Source organism: Curtobacterium sp. MCBA15_016 (assembly GCF_001865105.1).
Lineage (GTDB): Bacteria > Actinomycetota > Actinomycetes > Actinomycetales > Microbacteriaceae > Curtobacterium.
On the sequence record NZ_MJGR01000018.1, the window covers coordinates 21,029 to 37,222 of the forward strand.

General features: G+C 72.3%; 16 protein-coding genes. 6 read left to right on the plus strand and 10 right to left on the minus strand.

The features are described 5' to 3' along the window. Window positions 1-10: 10 nt before the first annotated feature. The 3 genes from xylA (at window position 11) to BIV03_RS07970 (ending at window position 3,760) form a co-directional block, all read left to right on the plus strand. Window positions 11-1,201, plus strand: a complete 1,191-nt coding sequence (xylA, locus tag BIV03_RS07960) for a xylose isomerase (protein ID WP_071295276.1) — start codon at window positions 11-13, stop codon at window positions 1,199-1,201. Beyond that, complete coding sequence (locus BIV03_RS07965) at window positions 1,198-2,670, plus strand: xylulokinase (protein ID WP_071295277.1); 1,473 nt, start codon at window positions 1,198-1,200, stop codon at window positions 2,668-2,670. The genes xylA and BIV03_RS07965 overlap by 4 nt, the downstream gene beginning before the upstream one ends. A gap of 103 nt (window positions 2,671-2,773) precedes the next feature. Further along, the gene (locus BIV03_RS07970) at window positions 2,774-3,760 is read left to right on the plus strand and encodes an acetylxylan esterase (RefSeq protein ID WP_071295278.1); all 987 of its coding nucleotides are present in this window, start codon (window positions 2,774-2,776) and stop codon (window positions 3,758-3,760) included. A 20-nt stretch (window positions 3,761-3,780) separates the two neighbouring features. Here the strand turns inward: BIV03_RS07970 and BIV03_RS19550 are convergent, their stop codons facing one another. Then, window positions 3,781-4,170: a hypothetical protein gene (locus tag BIV03_RS19550; protein ID WP_071295279.1), complete on the minus strand. Its 390-nt coding sequence runs from the start codon at window positions 4,168-4,170 to the stop codon at window positions 3,781-3,783. Between the two features lie 87 nt (window positions 4,171-4,257). Between BIV03_RS19550 and BIV03_RS19555 the strand changes: the two genes are divergently transcribed. Continuing rightward, window positions 4,258-4,605, plus strand: coding sequence for a DUF4190 domain-containing protein (locus BIV03_RS19555; RefSeq protein ID WP_071295280.1), 348 nt, complete (start codon window positions 4,258-4,260; stop codon window positions 4,603-4,605). Between the two features lie 3 nt (window positions 4,606-4,608). Here the strand turns inward: BIV03_RS19555 and BIV03_RS07985 are convergent, their stop codons facing one another. The 4 genes from BIV03_RS07985 to BIV03_RS08000 form a co-directional block, all read right to left on the minus strand. Beyond that, the gene (locus tag BIV03_RS07985; RefSeq protein ID WP_071295337.1) at window positions 4,609-5,184 is read right to left on the minus strand and encodes a TetR family transcriptional regulator; all 576 of its coding nucleotides are present in this window, start codon (window positions 5,182-5,184) and stop codon (window positions 4,609-4,611) included. A gap of 62 nt (window positions 5,185-5,246) precedes the next feature. Then, window positions 5,247-6,008 carry a sulfite exporter TauE/SafE family protein gene (locus tag BIV03_RS07990; RefSeq protein WP_175475767.1) on the minus strand — a complete coding sequence of 254 codons (762 nt, stop codon included), beginning with the start codon at window positions 6,006-6,008 and terminating at the stop codon, window positions 5,247-5,249. A 37-nt stretch (window positions 6,009-6,045) separates the two neighbouring features. Beyond that, on the minus strand, window positions 6,046-7,632 hold the full coding sequence (locus BIV03_RS07995) for an LCP family protein (RefSeq protein ID WP_175475769.1): 1,587 nt from the start codon (window positions 7,630-7,632) through the stop codon (window positions 6,046-6,048). Between the two features lie 55 nt (window positions 7,633-7,687). Then, on the minus strand, window positions 7,688-8,035 hold the full coding sequence (locus tag BIV03_RS08000; protein ID WP_070416814.1) for a MerR family transcriptional regulator: 348 nt from the start codon (window positions 8,033-8,035) through the stop codon (window positions 7,688-7,690). 55 nt (window positions 8,036-8,090) lie between these two features. Here BIV03_RS08000 and BIV03_RS08005 point away from each other — a divergent pair, with 55 nt between their 5' ends. Beyond that, entirely contained in the window at window positions 8,091-9,047 is a 957-nt protein-coding gene (locus BIV03_RS08005) for an NAD-dependent epimerase/dehydratase family protein (protein WP_071295282.1), read from the plus strand. 1 nt (window position 9,048) lies between these two features. Here the strand turns inward: BIV03_RS08005 and BIV03_RS08010 are convergent, their stop codons facing one another. Next, the gene (locus tag BIV03_RS08010) at window positions 9,049-9,540 is read right to left on the minus strand and encodes a MarR family winged helix-turn-helix transcriptional regulator (RefSeq protein ID WP_071295283.1); all 492 of its coding nucleotides are present in this window, start codon (window positions 9,538-9,540) and stop codon (window positions 9,049-9,051) included. A 91-nt stretch (window positions 9,541-9,631) separates the two neighbouring features. Between BIV03_RS08010 and BIV03_RS08015 the strand changes: the two genes are divergently transcribed. Continuing rightward, window positions 9,632-10,423, plus strand: coding sequence for an SDR family NAD(P)-dependent oxidoreductase (locus BIV03_RS08015; protein WP_071295284.1), 792 nt, complete (start codon window positions 9,632-9,634; stop codon window positions 10,421-10,423). Window positions 10,424-10,504: 81 nt separating this feature from the next. Here the strand turns inward: BIV03_RS08015 and BIV03_RS08020 are convergent, their stop codons facing one another. The 4 genes from BIV03_RS08020 to BIV03_RS08035 form a co-directional block, all read right to left on the minus strand. Then, complete coding sequence (locus tag BIV03_RS08020) at window positions 10,505-12,838, minus strand: glycoside hydrolase family 3 N-terminal domain-containing protein (protein WP_083403296.1); 2,334 nt, start codon at window positions 12,836-12,838, stop codon at window positions 10,505-10,507. Between the two features lie 110 nt (window positions 12,839-12,948). After that, window positions 12,949-13,824 (minus strand): carbohydrate ABC transporter permease, encoded by an 876-nt coding sequence (locus BIV03_RS08025; protein WP_070416818.1) that lies wholly within the window; start codon window positions 13,822-13,824, stop codon window positions 12,949-12,951. Further along, a complete protein-coding gene (locus tag BIV03_RS08030) occupies window positions 13,821-14,837 on the minus strand; it encodes a carbohydrate ABC transporter permease (RefSeq protein ID WP_071295285.1) in 1,017 nt (338 codons plus the stop codon). The genes BIV03_RS08025 and BIV03_RS08030 overlap by 4 nt, the downstream gene beginning before the upstream one ends. Before the next feature lie 5 nt (window positions 14,838-14,842). Continuing rightward, window positions 14,843-16,147 (minus strand): ABC transporter substrate-binding protein, encoded by a 1,305-nt coding sequence (locus tag BIV03_RS08035; protein ID WP_071295286.1) that lies wholly within the window; start codon window positions 16,145-16,147, stop codon window positions 14,843-14,845. Window positions 16,148-16,194 lie beyond the last annotated feature (47 nt).

A 16,194-nucleotide genomic window follows, 5' to 3' on the forward strand; every position in this document is an offset into this window, starting at 1 on the left:
GGTGACCACCATGGCAACGACGCCCACCCGTGCAGACAAGTTCTCCTTCGGTCTCTGGACCATCGGCTACAACGGATCCGACCCCTTCGGCGGCCCGACCCGCCCCGCCCTCGACGTGGTCGAGGCCGTCGAGAAGCTCGACGAGCTCGGCGCCTACGGCCTGACCTTCCACGACGACGACCTCTTCGCGTTCGGCTCGACCGACGCCGAGCGCCAGACGCAGATCGACCGCCTGAAGGGTGCCCTCGACGCCACCGGCATCGTCGTGCCGATGGTCACGACGAACCTCTTCTCCGCCCCGGTGTTCAAGGACGGCGGCTTCACCTCGAACGACCGCCAGGTGCGCCGGTTCGCGCTCCGCAAGGTCCTGCGCAACATCGACCTCGCCGCCGAGCTCGGCGCGTCGACGTTCGTGATGTGGGGCGGCCGCGAGGGTGCCGAGTACGACAGCGCGAAGGACGTGCAGGCGGCGCTCGAGCGCTACCGCGAGGCCGTGAACCTCCTCGCCCAGTACGTCACCGACAAGGGCTACGGCATCCGGTTCGCCATCGAGCCGAAGCCGAACGAGCCCCGCGGCGACATCCTGCTGCCGACCCTCGGCCACGCGATCGCGTTCACCGAGACGCTCGAGCGCCCGGAACTCTTCGGCATCAACCCCGAGGTCGGCCACGAGCAGATGGCCGGGCTGAACTTCACGGCCGGCATCGCCCAGGCGCTCTACCAGGGCAAGCTCTTCCACATCGACCTCAACGGTCAGCGCGGCATCAAGTACGACCAGGACCTCGTCTTCGGGCACGGCGACCTGCAGAACGCGTTCTCGCTCGTCGACCTGCTCGAGCACGGTGCACCCCAGGGCGGCCCGGCGTACGACGGCCCCCGCCACTTCGACTACAAGCCGAGCCGCACCGAGGACATCACGGGCGTCTGGGACTCCGCGGCCGCGAACATGCGCATGTACCTCCTGCTCAAGGAGCGCGCGCAGGCGTTCCGCGCCGACCCCGAGGTGCAGGCAGCGCTCGAGGCGTCGAAGGTCGGCGAGCTGTCGACGCCGACGCTCAACGACGGCGAGTCGTACGACGCGTTCCTCGCCGACCGCTCCGCGTACGAGGACTTCGACGCCGACGCGTACTTCGGCGGCAAGGGCTTCGGCTTCGTGAAGCTGCAGCAGCTCGCCATCGAGCACCTCATGGGCGCTCGTTGAGTCAGCAGCTCGTCGCAGGGGTCGACTCGTCGACCCAGTCCTGCAAGGTCACGATCCGTGACACCGCGACCGGCGCCGTCGTCCGGGAGGGACGCGCGTCCCACCCGGACGGCACGTCCGTCGACCCCCGCCACTGGTGGGACGCGCTCGGCACGGCCGTCGCGGACGCCGGTGGGCTCGCCGACGTCGGTGCCGTCGCGATCGCCGGGCAGCAGCACGGCATGGTGGCGGTGGACGCGGACGGCCGCGTGGTCCGCGACGCGCTGCTGTGGAACGACGTCCGCAGTGCCGACGCGGCCGCGCAGATGGTCGCGGAGCTGGGCCAGGAGGCATGGGTCGCCCGCACGGGTCTGGTGCCGGTGGCGTCGTTCACCGGTACCAAGCTGCGGTGGCTCCGCGACGCGGAACCCGAGAACGCCGGCCGGGTCGCGGCCGTCGCCCTCCCCCACGACTGGTTGTCGTGGCGGCTGCGCGGGTACGGTCCGGCCGACGAGAGTCCGCTCGGCCCCGACCTCGACGCCCTCGCCACCGACGGCTCCGACGCCAGTGGCACGGCCTACTGGGACCCGGTGCGGCGCGAGTACGACGCGGAGCTGTTCGAGTCGGCGCTCGGACGACCGATGCGCGTCGCCGGTGCCACGGGTTCCGCGGACTCCGTCGTCGTGCCGCGGGTCGTCCTGCCCGACGAGGCGATGGGCACGCTCACCGCGGACGTCCAGCTGCCGAACGACGCCGTGGCGCCCTCGGGGCTCCTCGTCGGCGCCGGACTCGGCGACAACGCCGGGGCAGCGCTCGGCCTCGGACTCGGCCCGGGTGACGTCGCGGTGTCCCTCGGCACGAGCGGCACGGTCTTCGGGGTCACCGACGCCGAGGTGCGCGACCCGAGCGGGACCGTGGCGGGCTTCGCCGACGGGAGCGGCTCGCGCCTCCCGATCGTCACGACGCTCAACGCGGCGCGCGTGCTCGAGGTGATCGGCGGCCTGCTCGGCGTGGACCACGACGCGCTCGGCGAGCTGGCGCTGCAGGCGCCGGCGGGTGCCGACGGGCTCGTGCTCGTGCCGTACTTCGTCGGCGAGCGCACGCCGAACCGACCGGACGCGACGGCCTCGCTGCTCGGCATGACGCCGGGGACGACGGACCGGGCGCACCTCGCCCGGGCCGCGGTCGAGGGGATGCTGTGCGCGCTCGCGGACGGCCTCGCGGCGGTCGAGGGCACCGGTGTCACCGTCGAGCGGCTGCTGCTCATCGGCGGTGCCGCACGCAACGAGGCCGTCCGGGTCGTCGCTGCGCAGGTGTTCGGTCGTGACGTCCTCGTGCCGGAGCCGGGCGAGTACGTGGCGGCCGGCGCGGCGAAGCAGGCGGCGTGGGTGCTCACCGGGAGCCTGCCGGCGTGGGAGACGGCGACCACGGTCGTGGCCGGCGACCCGCACCCCGAGGTGCTCGAGCAGTACCGGGCCGCCGCGCGCTGAGCGGCTGCCACGACATCGCAACGCCTGGCACGATCGGGCGTACCTGGTCGGACGTTCCGACCATGTACGCCCGATCCGCCAAGGTCTGCCCGGAGGAGACCACATGCCGTACACCGACCTGCCCCTCGACGCCCTGCGCGCCTACCGACCCGACGTCCGCCGGCCGGACGACTTCGACGCCTTCTGGGCCGAGACCGTCGCCGACGCCCGGGCCGCCGGGTCGGGCACCGACCCCGTCCTCGCCGCCGCCGACACCCCGGTGACCGGACTCGTCATCGAGGACCTCACCTTCCCGGGCTTCGCCGGTGACCCCGTCCGGGCCTGGGTCTCGCGGCCGGTCGACACCTCCGGGCCGCTGCCGGTCGTCGTCGAGTTCCTCGGCTACAACGGCGGTCGCGGGCTGCCGGGCGAGCGGGTCGCGTGGGCCCTCGCCGGGTACGTGCACGTCGTGATGGACACCCGCGGCCAGGGCAGCGGGTGGGGCTCCGGCGGCGACACCCCGGACCCGCACGGCTCCGGCCCGCACATCGGCGGCTGGATGACGAGCGGCATCGGGTCCCCCGCCGACCACTACTACCGGCGCGTGTACACCGACGCCGTCCGACTCGTCGACGCCGTCCGCTCGCTGCCGGGCGTCGACCCGGACCGCATCGCGCTGACCGGCGGGAGCCAGGGCGGCGGGATCACCATCGCCGCGGCCGCGCTGGTCGAGGCGCACGTCGGACCGATCACGGCGCTCCTGCCGGACGTCGCGTTCCTCAGCGACTGGGAGAACGGCACCGCCGTCGCCGTGGGTGGTCCGTACCTCGAGCTCGCGCGGTACCTGTCCGTGCACCGCGATGCGATCGACACCGTGTGGGACACGGCCGCGTACTTCGACGGGGTGCACTTCGCGGCGGGGATCACCGCGCCGGCGCTGTTCTCCGTCGCGCTCATGGACGACGTGGTCCCGCCGCGGACGACCTTCGCGGCCTACAACGCGCTCGGCTCGGTGGACAAGGCGATCGAGGTGTACCCGTACAACGGGCACGAGGGCGGCGGGTTCGCGCACTGGGAGCGGCAGGTGGCGTTCCTGCGCGAGCGGGGCTGAGCCGCCGGGCGGCGCGCGGGTCAGTACCAGCGGCGGACGAACTGCTCCAGGACGTTCTTCACGACCTGGACGGGGCCCGGCGCGGGCTCCCCGCTGTCGCGGCCGATCCGGCGCAGCAGGGCGGCCTGGGCGTCCTCGTACTCGGCCACCTCGTCGGCGGAGTAGTCCGACGGCGGGACGGTCCGGATGGCACTCACCGCTTCGAGCCGCTCCAGCCCCCACCGGAACCCGACCGGGTCCGGCGCCGCTTCGACGAGCGCCACGAGGGCTGCGTCGGAGTAGGTGCCCCGGGGATCGGCTGCGGCGGAGATGAAGTCCGTCAGCCCGCGGAGCGCCGGCTCCGACCCGCCGGCTCGCATGTGCACGCGCCGCGCTCGGCTGCAGAGGTCGTAGAGGAGTCCGTCGTCCACGGACCGAGCGTGGCACACCGGAGTCCCTCCACGCCACCAGGACTGGGTACTCCCCCGTCGGTCGGCGCGCTCCTAGGCTCGGTCGCCGTGACCGACATCGCTCCCGGAGCCCACTCGCCCGCCACCCGACCCGACGCCGCGCCGACCGCTGGTGCTCCGACCTCGGTCGCTCCGCTGAGCCTCATCGCGGTCGTGGCCATCGCGCTCGCCTTCGTCGCGCCGATCGGCGGGGTCGTCGTCGGGTTCATCGCCCGCCGTGAGGTCCGGCGCACCGGCGAGCGCGGCGACGGCCTCGCCTTCGCGGCGGTGCTCATCGGCGCGACGCTGACGCTCGTCACGGTCGTGCTGCCGGCCGCCGTCGCCGCGTCCGGCTTCCTCGGGTTGGGCGTGCCGTTCGGCCTCGGCCTCGGCCTGCCGTTCGGCGCGGGGTCCTGACCGTCAGCTGCAGACGAGTGACGTGACCGCGTCGACGACGATCTGCCGTCGCCGCGCCGGCACCACCGCGCGCGTCAGGGCCTCGGACTCCGCGGAGGCCTCGCTCCAGAACGCCGCGAGGTGCAGCACGAGGCCGAGCAGCACCGCGGGTCGGTAGCTGCGCGGCAGGACGCCGGCCCGCTGCGCCCGCTCGACCTCGGCGACCATCGTGGTCCGGCGTTCGACGATCGCCTCGAGCGGAGCGGCCGACGCGCGCTCGAGCCGGTGCCAGGTCGCCAGCCGCTGGGCCCAGGGCCGCTCGGTCCACGAGTCGTGCAACCGGCCGGCGAACCCGGGCAGGTCGTCGGTGTCGAGCGGGACGAGGTCGAAGGTCTCGGCGACGGTCTGCTCGACGAGCGCGTCGAACAACCCCTCCTTGCTGCCGAAGTAGTGGAAGACCTGCGCCTTGTTGCTCGACGCGGCGGCGGCGATCCGCTCGACCTTGCCGCCGACGAGCCCCGCCGTGGCGAACTCGTCGCGCGCGGCGAGCAGGAGGCGTGCGCGGACGGCGTCGGCGGCTGGGGGCGTGAATCGTGCCATGCCGACCACCGTACCGATCCGGACGGTCGTCCCGGGGCGTCAGGGACCACCGTCCCCGCGGATCAGGACGACGCCACCGTGACGAACAGGTACACGGCGAGCGCGACCGAGCAGCACGCGATCGCGACCCGGAGGACCCCGTGCGGCACCCGCCGGGCGACGGTCGGTCCGATGAGCCCGCCGACCACCGCCCCCGCGCCGAGGGCCACGGCGGCGGACCACACGACGTGCCCGGACACCGCGAACACGACCGCCGGCAGCAGGTCCGCGGCGAGGAGCAGCACGTTCTTCACGGCGTTCGCACGGTGCAGGGACGGCTCCCCGGTGAGCAGCAGCACGGCGATCATGAGCACACCGGACCCGGCGCCGAAGTACCCGTTGTAGACGCCGACCCCGACGATCCCGGCCGAGGCGGCGGCGCCGTGCCCACCCGCGGCGGCACCGGCCGCCCGTGCACGACGACGGTCGATGAACGGCTGCAGCAGCAGGAGCAGCCCCCCGGCGAGCACGAGGAACGGGACGATTCGGTCGAAGAGGTGCGCCGGTGTGACGACCAGGAGCACCGCGCCCGCGAGCGAGGCGGCGACGGTCGTCGGCATCCAGCGACGCAGGACAGCTGGTTCGGCGCGCACCTCGTGCCGCGCGCGGAACGCGGAGCTCGCACCGCTGCCGATGAGCGCGACGGAGTTCGTGACGTTCGCGGCGAGCGGCGGGACCCCGACGGCAAGCAGCGCCGGGTAGGCCACGAGCGAGGTGATCCCGCCGGCGGTGCCGATCACCCCGGCCACCACGCCCGCGACGACGAGGATCCCGACGGTCAGCACGCTCCATGCTGACACGGCGCGGTGGCCGGGGGTGCGATCAGTTGATGCAGGTGCCCTGCTTGCCGTACGCGTTGCCGACCGGGGTGGACGACGGGGTGGCCGCGGGTGCGGACGACCCGGCACCGGACGAACCGGCGGCGCCGGACCCGGACGACCCGGAGCGAGCGCCCGTGCCGGAGCCGGAACCGGCCGAACCCGAGCCGGAGCCGGTAGAGCCGGAACCGGCCGAACCCGCGCCGGAACCGGACCCGGATCCGGACCCGGCAGCCCCCGCGGCCCCGACCGTGTGCCCGTCGGTCCCGAGCACGAGCGTCACCCCCGACACCGTGGCCGACAGGACCGCCGTGGCTCCGGGGACCGCCGCCACGACGGCCTTCGCCGCGGCCTCGGCGCCCTTCGGGTACTCGACGACCGTGGCCGCCGTGGTGGTGGTGTCGCTCGGCGCCCCGACCACGAACCCCTTCGCCGTGAGCGCTGCCGAGGCGGCCGTCGCGCCGCCCGGCGTGGAGCCGCCGTTCTGCACGGACACGTGCACGCTCGACGGGGACGCCGCCTTCGCCGCCGTGTACGCCGCGGGCGCGCCCACGATGCCCTGGATGAACGCCGGCACCGCGCCGAAGTCCACCGCCACCGTCGAGTAGCCGTCGATGGTCGGGGTCCCCGCGGTGGGGATGGTCGTCGACCGGATGCTCGACAGGTCGATGCTGCGGAACGTGTTGACGAGGCTCGGGATGCTCAGGCCGTCGTCGATCTGCACGGCGTCCCCGACACCGTGCAGCAGGTCCGACACCTTCACCGGGTTGAGGAGGGTGCCGGCGGAGAGGACCTTGCGGGCCTCCTGCGAGAGGAAGTACTGCTGGCGGACCTCGCGGTCGAGGTCACCGCGCGGGAGCCCGTCGCGCTGCCGGACGAACGAGAGCGCCTGCGAGGCGTTCAGCGTCGAGTTCCCTGCGGGGAGGTCGACGTTCGAGTTCGGGTCGTGGGCGGGTTCGTTCAAGCAGACCTGGATCGGCCCGAGCGCCTTCACGAGCTGGTAGAAGCCGAGCAGCGAGACGCGCACGAAGTGGTCGATCTGCAGGCCGCTGATGTTCTCGATGGTCTGGATGAGCAGGCGCATGCCACCGGCGTCGCCGCCGCCGTTCGCAGCACCGTCCGAGAACGCGCTGTTCAGCTTGAACGTGCCGTGGCCGGGGATCGGCACCCACGAGTCGCGCGGGAACGAGATCATCGTCGCGCTGCCCCCGCCCGCGGGGATGTGCAGCACGATCATGGTGTCGGTGTTCGTCGCCCCGTCGTCGAGCTGCGTGCCGAGCTCGGCGAGCTCCTGCGGGGTGGCGTCGGCCGGACGGTGGTCGTCCCCGACGAGCAGGATGTTCTCGGCCGACCCGTCGACGTCGGCGGACGCCGAGGGGTGCGGGAGCGCCACGTGCACCTTGGTCACGGCGCTGTCGAGCTGCGCGTACGACCAGGCCGTGTACCCGCCCGTGAGCACGAGTGCCATCGCGAGGACGCCGCCGATCGCCGGGAAGAGGGTGCGGGCTGCGCGCCGCTGGCGACCGTGGCGGACGGCACCGCGCGCGGTCGGCACGATCGGGTGCTGGCCCCCGTCAGGTTCGTCATGCATGGCGTCACCCTAGGGACGGTCGCTGCACGCGTGCGGAGTCCGCCTGCGGAGCGGTTCAGCGTCCGACGCGCGAGAGCGACTCCGACAGGGCGTCCCTCGTCGCGAGGAGCCGCTGCGCCCGCGCGTCCATGTCGTCCCGGATCGCGACGACCTGGTCGATGATGCCCGGGCACTGGTCCTCGACCTTCCGGCCGCGGGTGCACGGCAGGACCTGTTCGATGAGCGCGGTCGGCAGCCCGAGGTCGAGGAGCATCTTGATCGTGCCGACGGTCTCGACGTCGGACTCGTCGTACTCGCGGTAGCCGTTGGCCCGGCGCTCCGGCCGGATGAACCCGAGCTGCTCGTAGTAGCGCAGCGACCGGGCACTCGCCCCGCTGGCCCGGCTCAGATCGCCGATCTGCATCGTCGCTGCTCCTCGCTTGACCTTGACACTGATGTCAGAGTTTAGCGTGCCGTCCATGCAGATCTTCGTCATCGGCGGCACCGGCTACTTCGGCTCGGTCCTCGTCGAACACCTCCGTTCCGCCGGCCACTCCGTCACCGCGCTCGCCCGTTCCGAGCAGAGCGCCGCCCGCCTGCGAGCGGCCGGCGCAGTACCCGTCGCCGGCTCGATCGCCGACACCGAGGTGCTCCGCACAGCCGCCGCGGCCGCCGACGCGGTGGTGTACGCGGCCTCGGACTACGCACCGACCGCCCAGTCGACCGAGGACGAGCTCGCGGCCGTCCGCGCCGTCACCGCCGGAGCAGCAGAAGCCGCCGGAACGAACGGAACGCCCGGAACGCCCGGAACGAACGGAACGCCCGGAACCACCGGGACCTCCCCGAAGCCCGTCGTCTACACCTCCACCGGACTCGTCTACGGCTTCGACCCGACGGACGTCACCGAGGACGCGGTCCTTCCCGAGGTCAGCGCCCAGCCGGTCAAGGCGCAGGCCGAACGCATCGTGCTCGGCGCGCCGGGCATCACCGGGATCGCCGTCCGCGCCGGGCTCGTCTTCGGCCGCGGCGGGACCGGGCTCGTCACCGGCCTCATCGACGCCGCCATCGCGAACGGCGCCGCGACGTACATCGGCGACGGTGCGAACGCCTGGTACCCCGTGCACGTCGACGACCTCGCCGACCTGTACGTCCGGGCGATCGAGCACCCGGTCGCCGGCGTCGTCAACGCGGTCGGTTCGGTGCCGTTCACCTTCCGGGAACTCGCGGAGGCGATCGGCGACCTCACCGGCACCCCGAGCGTCTCCGTCCCGCTCGAGGTCGCCGAGGCGCAGATGGGCCCGGCGGTCCGGACGCTGACGACGTCCACACACCTCCTCGCGACGAAGGCACGGGCCACCTACGATTGGCACCCGTCCGAGCGGTCACTCGTCGAGGACGTTCGGAACGGGTCCTACACGGCTCCGCCGCGCCCCTGACTCACCGCGTCGGCGGGGACCACACCGGTGTCCCGCCGACGGCCTCGGCGATGCGTCGACTGACCGCGCCGAGCTGCCGCACCTGGGCCGGCGTGAGCGCGTCGAAGACCACCCGCCGGACGAGCGCCTGGTGCGCCGGCGTGGACGCCACGACCTGCTCGTGCCCACTGTCGGTGAGCACGGCGAGGGTGAACCGCCCGTCGGTCGGGTCGACCACGCGGTGGACCCACCCCTTCTGCTCCAGCCGTGTCACCGCGCGGGACAGCCGCGACAGGGTGCCGCTCGCGGCGGCGGCGAGCACGCTCATCCGCAGCGTCCGGTCGGGTTCGCTGTCGAGGGCGAACAGGACGCCGTGCTCGAAGTGCGTCAGGCCGCTGTCACGCTGCAGCTGCGCGTCGAGCGCGGTCGGCAGTCGTTCGAGCACGGTCGCGAGGGCGACCCAGACCTCGAGCTCCTCAGCACTGAGCCCGGTGGTGGCGACGTCGTCCGGCATGGGGAGAGCGTACCACCGTGACTTGCTCAGGCAAGTGATCCTGCGTCGATTGACTTGCCCAGGCAAGTGAACGACACGACAGGAGTACGACGTGAATCTCGACATCAGGGGCCGGACGGCGTTCGTCAGTGGCTCGACGCAGGGCATCGGGTACGCCGTCGCAGCAGCCCTCGCGGCGGAGGGAGCCCGCGTCGTGCTGAACGGACGGGAACGCACGGGGGTCGACGCCGCCGTCGCCCGGATGCGAGCGGCGCTCCCGGGCGCCGAAGTGTCCGGGATCCCGGCGGACTTCGCCGACCCGGCGCAGGTGGACGCGCTGCTCGAGCAGCTCCCGGAGGTCGACGTGCTCGTGAACAACGTCGGACTGTTCGGCCTGGCCGACTTCGGATCGGTCGACGATGCCGAGTGGCAGCGGTACCTCGACGTCAACCTGATGAGCGGCGTCCGACTGTCCCGGGCACTGCTCGACCCGATGGTCGAGCGCGGCTGGGGCCGGATCGTGTTCGTCAGCAGCGAGTCCGGCGTGAACGTGCCCGTCGACATGGTGCACTACGGCGTCACGAAGGCCGCGGTGATCGCGCTCGGCAACGGCCTGGCGAAGCGGACCCGCGGGACGGGCGTCACCGTGAACACGGTCCTCGGCGGCCCGACCTGGTCCGACGGGGTCGCGGCCACGATCGAGACGATCGCGTCGGCGCAGGACGCCCCGGTCGAGGCCGTGCAGGCCGCGGTGATCGGGCAGAACCGCACGACCCTGCTCGAACGGTTCATCCGGCCCGACGAGATCGCGGACCTCGTCGCCTACCTCGCCAGCCCGCGGGCGTCCGCCACGAACGGTGCGGCGGTCCGCGCCGACGGCGGGGTGCTCACCGGGATGCTCTGACCCGGATGCCGGCCACGGACGCGACGGGAGGCGCGGTGCGAGCCCGCACCGCGCCTCCCGTCCGTCCCGTCGTCGGTCCGGTCAGACCCGCTCCCAGGTGACCGTCCGCCGGTCCGACGGCTCGACCTCGCGCACCGGCCCGGTGACGCGGACGACCGCACGCGCCGTGGCGGACCCGGGGACGGGCGCGGGGCAGGTCCCGCCGCCCACCGCGACGATCCCGTCGGCGCGCACCCCACCGGTCGGTCCGGACGCCGCGGCGTGGGACGCGACCCACACCTCCACGTCCCCGGGCTCGACCACCTTCCGCAGGGCACGGTCGGTGAACGAGAACCGCTGGACGGGCACGCTGAACCGCAGGCGCACGGACTCCCCCGGGCCGAGCGCGACCCGGGCGTAGCCGAGCAGCTGGGCGACCGGCCGGGTGACGCTCCCCTGCACGTCGTGCCCGTACAGCTGCACCACGTCCTCGCCCGCACGCTCCCCGGTGTTCCGGACCGTCACCCCCGCGTCGAAGGCCCCCGCGCTGGACACGGTCGGGTCGACGACGAGCTCCTCGTACGCGAAGGAGGTGTACGAGAGCCCGAACCCGAACGGCCGGACGGGCGTCGAGTCGGTCGCGGTCACGTCGGACGGCCCGCCGAGGCGCGGGTGCAGGTACGTGTACGGCTGCGCGCCGGCAGCCCGCGGGAGCGAGACCGGCAGGCGACCGGACGGTGTGGCGGCGCCGGTGAGGAGGTCCGCGATCGCGAGACCGCCGCCCTCGCCGGGGAAGAACGCCTGCACCACCGCGGCCGGACGGGGAGCGTCGCCGTCGAGCGCCCACCCGATGGCGTACGGCCGTCCGGTCAGGAGCACGACGACGGTCGGCGTGCCGGTGGCGACCACCGCCTCGACGAGCTCGCGCTGGACGCCCGGCAGGTCGAGGGACTCGGTGTCGTTCCCCTCGCCGACGGTCCCGCGGCCGAACAGTCCGGCCTGGTCGCCGACGACGACCACCGCGACGTCGGAGCGCTCCGCGACCGCGACCGCGTCGTCGAACCCGGAGCGGTCGTCGCCGGTCACCGCGCAGCCCGCGGCGAACCGGACGGTGTCGGCCCCGAGCGACTCCGTCAGCGCCTCGCGCACGGTCGGGATGGCGAAGCCGAGCGGCAGGTCGGGGTGCGCGGCAAGCACGTGGTTGGCGAAGGAGTAGCAGCCCTGCAGGGCCTCGGCACGATCGGCGTTCGGCCCGATCAGGGCTACCGACGCACCCGGGGCCAGCGGCAGGACCGGGGCCTCGGGTCCGTTCGACAGCAGCACGAGCGACCGCGCCGCGAGCTCCTTCGCGAGCGTCCGGTGCCGAGGGGTGTCGAGGTCGATCCCGGTCGGCGGCTCGTCCTCGAACGCGTCCGGGTCGAGCAGCCCGAGCCGCTCCTTCTGCCGGAGCACGCGGAGCACCGCACGGTCGACGAGCGACTCGTCGACGTCACCGGAGCGGACACGGTCGACGAGCGGCCCGAGGTAGGCGTCCCCGGTGGGCAGCTCGACGTCGATGCCCGCGGTGAGGGCGAGTGCGGCCGCTTCGCCACGGTCGGCGGCGACGCCGTGCATGACCTCGAGGAACGCGACCGAGAAGTAGTCGGCGACCACCGTGCCGTCGAACCCGAGCCGGCCACGGAGCAGGTCGGTCAGCAGGTCACCGTTCGCCGCGACCGGCACGCCGTCGACCTCGGCGTACGAGTTCATGACGCTCCGGGCCCCGCCGTCGCGCAGCGCCATCTCGAACGGCGGCAGGAAGACGTCCGCGACCTCGCGCGGCCCGGCGTGCACGGGAGCGTGGTTCCGCCCCGCCTGCGACGCGGAGTACCCGAGGAAGTGCTTGAGCGTCGCGTCCACCCCGGCCCGCTGCAGGCCCCGGACGTAGGCGGTGCCGATGGTCCCGACGAGGTACGGGTCCTCGCCGATGCACTCGTCCACACGCCCCCACCGCGGGTCGCGGACGACGTCGAGCACCGGGGCGAGGCCCTGGTGCACGCCGAGCTGTCGCATCGAGTCGCCGATCGCCTCGCCGACCTGCTCGACGAGCTCCGGGTCGAAGGCAGCGCCCCACGCCAGCGGCGTCGGGAACGTGGCGGCCTTCCAGGCGGCGAGCCCGGTGAGGCACTCCTCGTGCACGAGTGCCGGGATCCCGAGTCGCGTCTCGCGCTTGAGTCGTCGCTGCTCCGACCACAGCCACGCCGCGCGCTCGTCCGGCTCGACGGGGCGGGTGCCGTAGACGCGGGTGAACTGGCCGAGGCCGTGGCGCGTGACGTCGGCCAGGGTGCGGCCGCCGGCGTCGTCGTGCGCCGCCATCTCCCCCTGCATCGGGGCGACCACGCCGTTCTGGTCGAGCCAGTAGCCGACGAGCTGCGCGGTCTTCTCCTCGAGCGTCATGGCGGCGAGCAGGGCGGTCGCGCGGTCGGCGCCGGTCGCGTCCTCGACACGGCCCGGGTCGGACTGGAGGCGCGGCTCGCGTCCGACGGTCCGTGTCGCGTCCGTCGCCGTCACCCCTTCACCGCCCCGGTCAGGCCGCCGACGATGCGCTTCTGGAAGATCGCGAAGAACACGAGCGCCGGGATCATCGAGAGCGAGGTGAACGCGAGTACCCGGGCGGTGTCGACCGAGTACTGGGACGCGAACGCCTGGACCCCGAGCGGCAGCGTGTAGGTCGACGCGTCGTTCAGGATGAACAGCGGCAGGAGGTAGCTGTTCCAGCTGCCGATGAACGCGAGGATGCCGACCGTCACGACACCGGGGAGCGACAGCGGCACGACCATCCGGAAGAAGAACCCGAGCTTGCTCGCGCCGTCGATGGCGGCCGCCTCCTCGAGCTCGTCCGGGATCGCGCGGAGGAACGGCACCAGGATGATGACCGTCGTCGGCAGGGCGAACGCGATCTGCGGGAGGATCACGCCCGCCAGGTTGTTCGTCAGGCCGAGGTCCTTCACGAGGATGTAGAGCGGCGTGATGGCGACCGTGATCGGGAACATCAGGCCGGCCGCGAACAGCGAGTAGAGCGCGCCGCTCCCCCGGAACCGGTACCGGGCGAGCACGAAGCTCACCATGAGGCCGAGCACGACCACGCCGAGGGTGGTGGTGACGCCGGCGATCACCGAGTTGCCGAGCTGCTGCCAGAACACGCCGCTGGTCAGGACGGTGACGTAGTTGCCGATCTGCCACGGGTTCGGCAGCCCTGCCGGGCTCGCGGTGATCTGCGAGTTCGTGCGGAACCCGCCGAGCACGATGTACGCGACCGGGCCGATGCACACGGCGATGAACAGCAGCGCGATGAAGTACGTGCCGAGGTTGCGCTCACGCCGGACGGGTCCGGTGTCACGCTGGCGGCGCTTCGGCGCGACGATGGAGGCGGTGGCGGTCATCGGTCGCTCTTCTCGGTCAGGGCGCCGGCGGTGTCGCGGCGCAGGACGAACCGCTGGTAGACGAGGGCGACGACCAGCGAGATGAGGAAGATCACCACGGCGACGGCGTTGCCGTACCCGTAGTTGCCGGACAGGCGGCCGTTGCCGACCATGTAGGTCGCCATCGTCGAGGTCCCGGCGGTCGAGGCGATGTACTGCCCCCAGATGATGTAGACGAGGTCGAACAGCTGCAGTGACCCGATGATCGACAGGAACGCCCAGATGCGGAGCGTCGGTCCGAGGAGGGGCAGCGTGATGCGTCGCTGGATCTGCCAGTAGCTCGCACCGTCGAGCTGCGCAGCCTCGAACAGTTCCTCGGGGATGCTCTGCAGGCCGGCGAGGAAGAGGATCACCGCGAAGCCGATGTACTTCCACGAGATGATCCCGAGCAGGGTCCAGAGCGCGATGTCGGGGTTCGACAGCCAGTCGTTCCGCAGGCCGCCCAGGCCGATGCTCTGCAGCAGGTCGTTGAGCGCACCGCTCGACTGGAGCATGAGGCTCCACCCGGTGCCGACGATGACCTCGGAGATGACGTACGGCAGGAAGATGAGGACGCGGATGAGCCCGCGGCCGCGGATCCGCTGGTTGAGCAGCAGCGCGAGGACGATCGCGATCGGGCCCTGCACGACGAGCGAGCCGATCACGATGAACAGGTTGTGCCAGAGCACCGCCCGGAAGTCGGGGTCGGTGAAGATCACGGTGTAGTTCTGCAGGCCGACGAAGTCGACCGGGGCGCCGTAGCCCTGCCACTTGTAGAAGCCGTAGTAGGCGGCGAGTGCGACGGGCAGGATGACGAACCCGACGAACATGATCACCGCCGGACCGGCGAGGACGGCGATCTCGACCCGGGTGCGGACGTCGGTGCCCTTGCGGACCCGGCGGGCCGGGGCCGACGGCGAACCGTCGGCCCCGCCCGTGCGACGCCCCGTCCCGGCCGGCGCTTCGTTCGAGCGCGGTGCGACGGAGGTGGTCATGTGTCTCAGCCCTTCGCCGCGGCCTGGTTGACGGTCGACACGATGTCCGAGACGGACCCCTTGCCGGCGAGCAGGTTGACGACGCTGGTGTTGAGCGCGTTGCCGACGTTCTGGCCGTAGAGCGTGTCGAGGTAGTTCGAGACGAACGGGGCGTCGTTGTACGCCTTGAGCACCGTGGTCAGGTACGGCTCGGTCACGACCGACTGCGCGTCCTTGTTCGCGGGGATCGAGTTGAACGCCTTGTAGTAGTTCTCCTGCACGTTCTTCGTGGTGACGAAGTTGAGGAAGTCGGTGCAGGCCTTCTTCGGGGCCTTCGCCGAGCAGGAGAGCCCGCCCACGGCGCCCATCATCGAGCCGGGCGCACCCTTGCCGCCGGAGACCTCCGGGAACGGGAAGAAGCCGAGGTCCTGCAGCGGCTTGCCGTCCGGGGTGAGCGAGGAGATCACGCCCGGGTCCCAGGCGCCCATGAGCTCCATCGCGGCCTTGTGGTTCGCGACGAGACCGGCGGAGCTGCCGGCGCCCTGCTGGGCCGAGGTGGTCAGGAAGCCGTCGTTGAAGGGCTTCGTGTCGAAGAAGGCCTTGGTGTCCTCACCGGCCTGCTTCCAGCACTTGTTGTCGAACTTCAGGTCCTGCGCGGTCTTGTTGAGCACGTTCGACGAGCAGGCCCGCAGCGCGAAGTTGTAGTACCAGTGCGCCGCCGGCCAGGCGTCCTTCGCCCCGACGGCGACCGGCTGGATGCCCTTGTCCTTGAGCTTCTGGATGTCGGCGTTCAGCTCGTCCATCGTGGTCGGCGTGCCCTCGATGCCGGCCTCGTCGAAGAGGTCCTGGCTGTACCAGATGCCCTCGGGGTCGACGTTCGTCGGCATCGCCCAGGTCTTGCCGTTCAGTTCGAAGGCCTTGAACGATCCGTCGCTGATCCCGCTCTTGGCACCGGAGCCGATCGAGTCGGAGATGTCCAGCAGCTGGCCGGCGTTGACCATCGCGGCCATCTTGCCGCCGCCGCGCTGCGAGAACACGTCCGGGGCGGAGTTCGAGTTGAGGGCGGTCTGGAGCTTGCCGTCCAGGTCCTCGTTCTGGATCGCCTGGATCTTGATGGTGACGTTCGGGTTCTTCGCCTCGAACGCCTTGACGGTGTCCTGCCAGAAGGCCTTGCCCGGCCCGGTCGTCGAGTTGTTCCAGAAGGTCATCGAGACCTTCCCGTCGCCGCTGTCGCCCCCGGCGGCGTCACTGCCGGCCGAGCAGCCTGCGGCCACCAGTGCTGTCGCCCCGATCAGCGCGATGGCTGCCGTGGCACGGATCTTCCTCGTCATCGTGGATCTCCTGAAGTGTCGTCGTTGACAATCAGCGACATCGACTG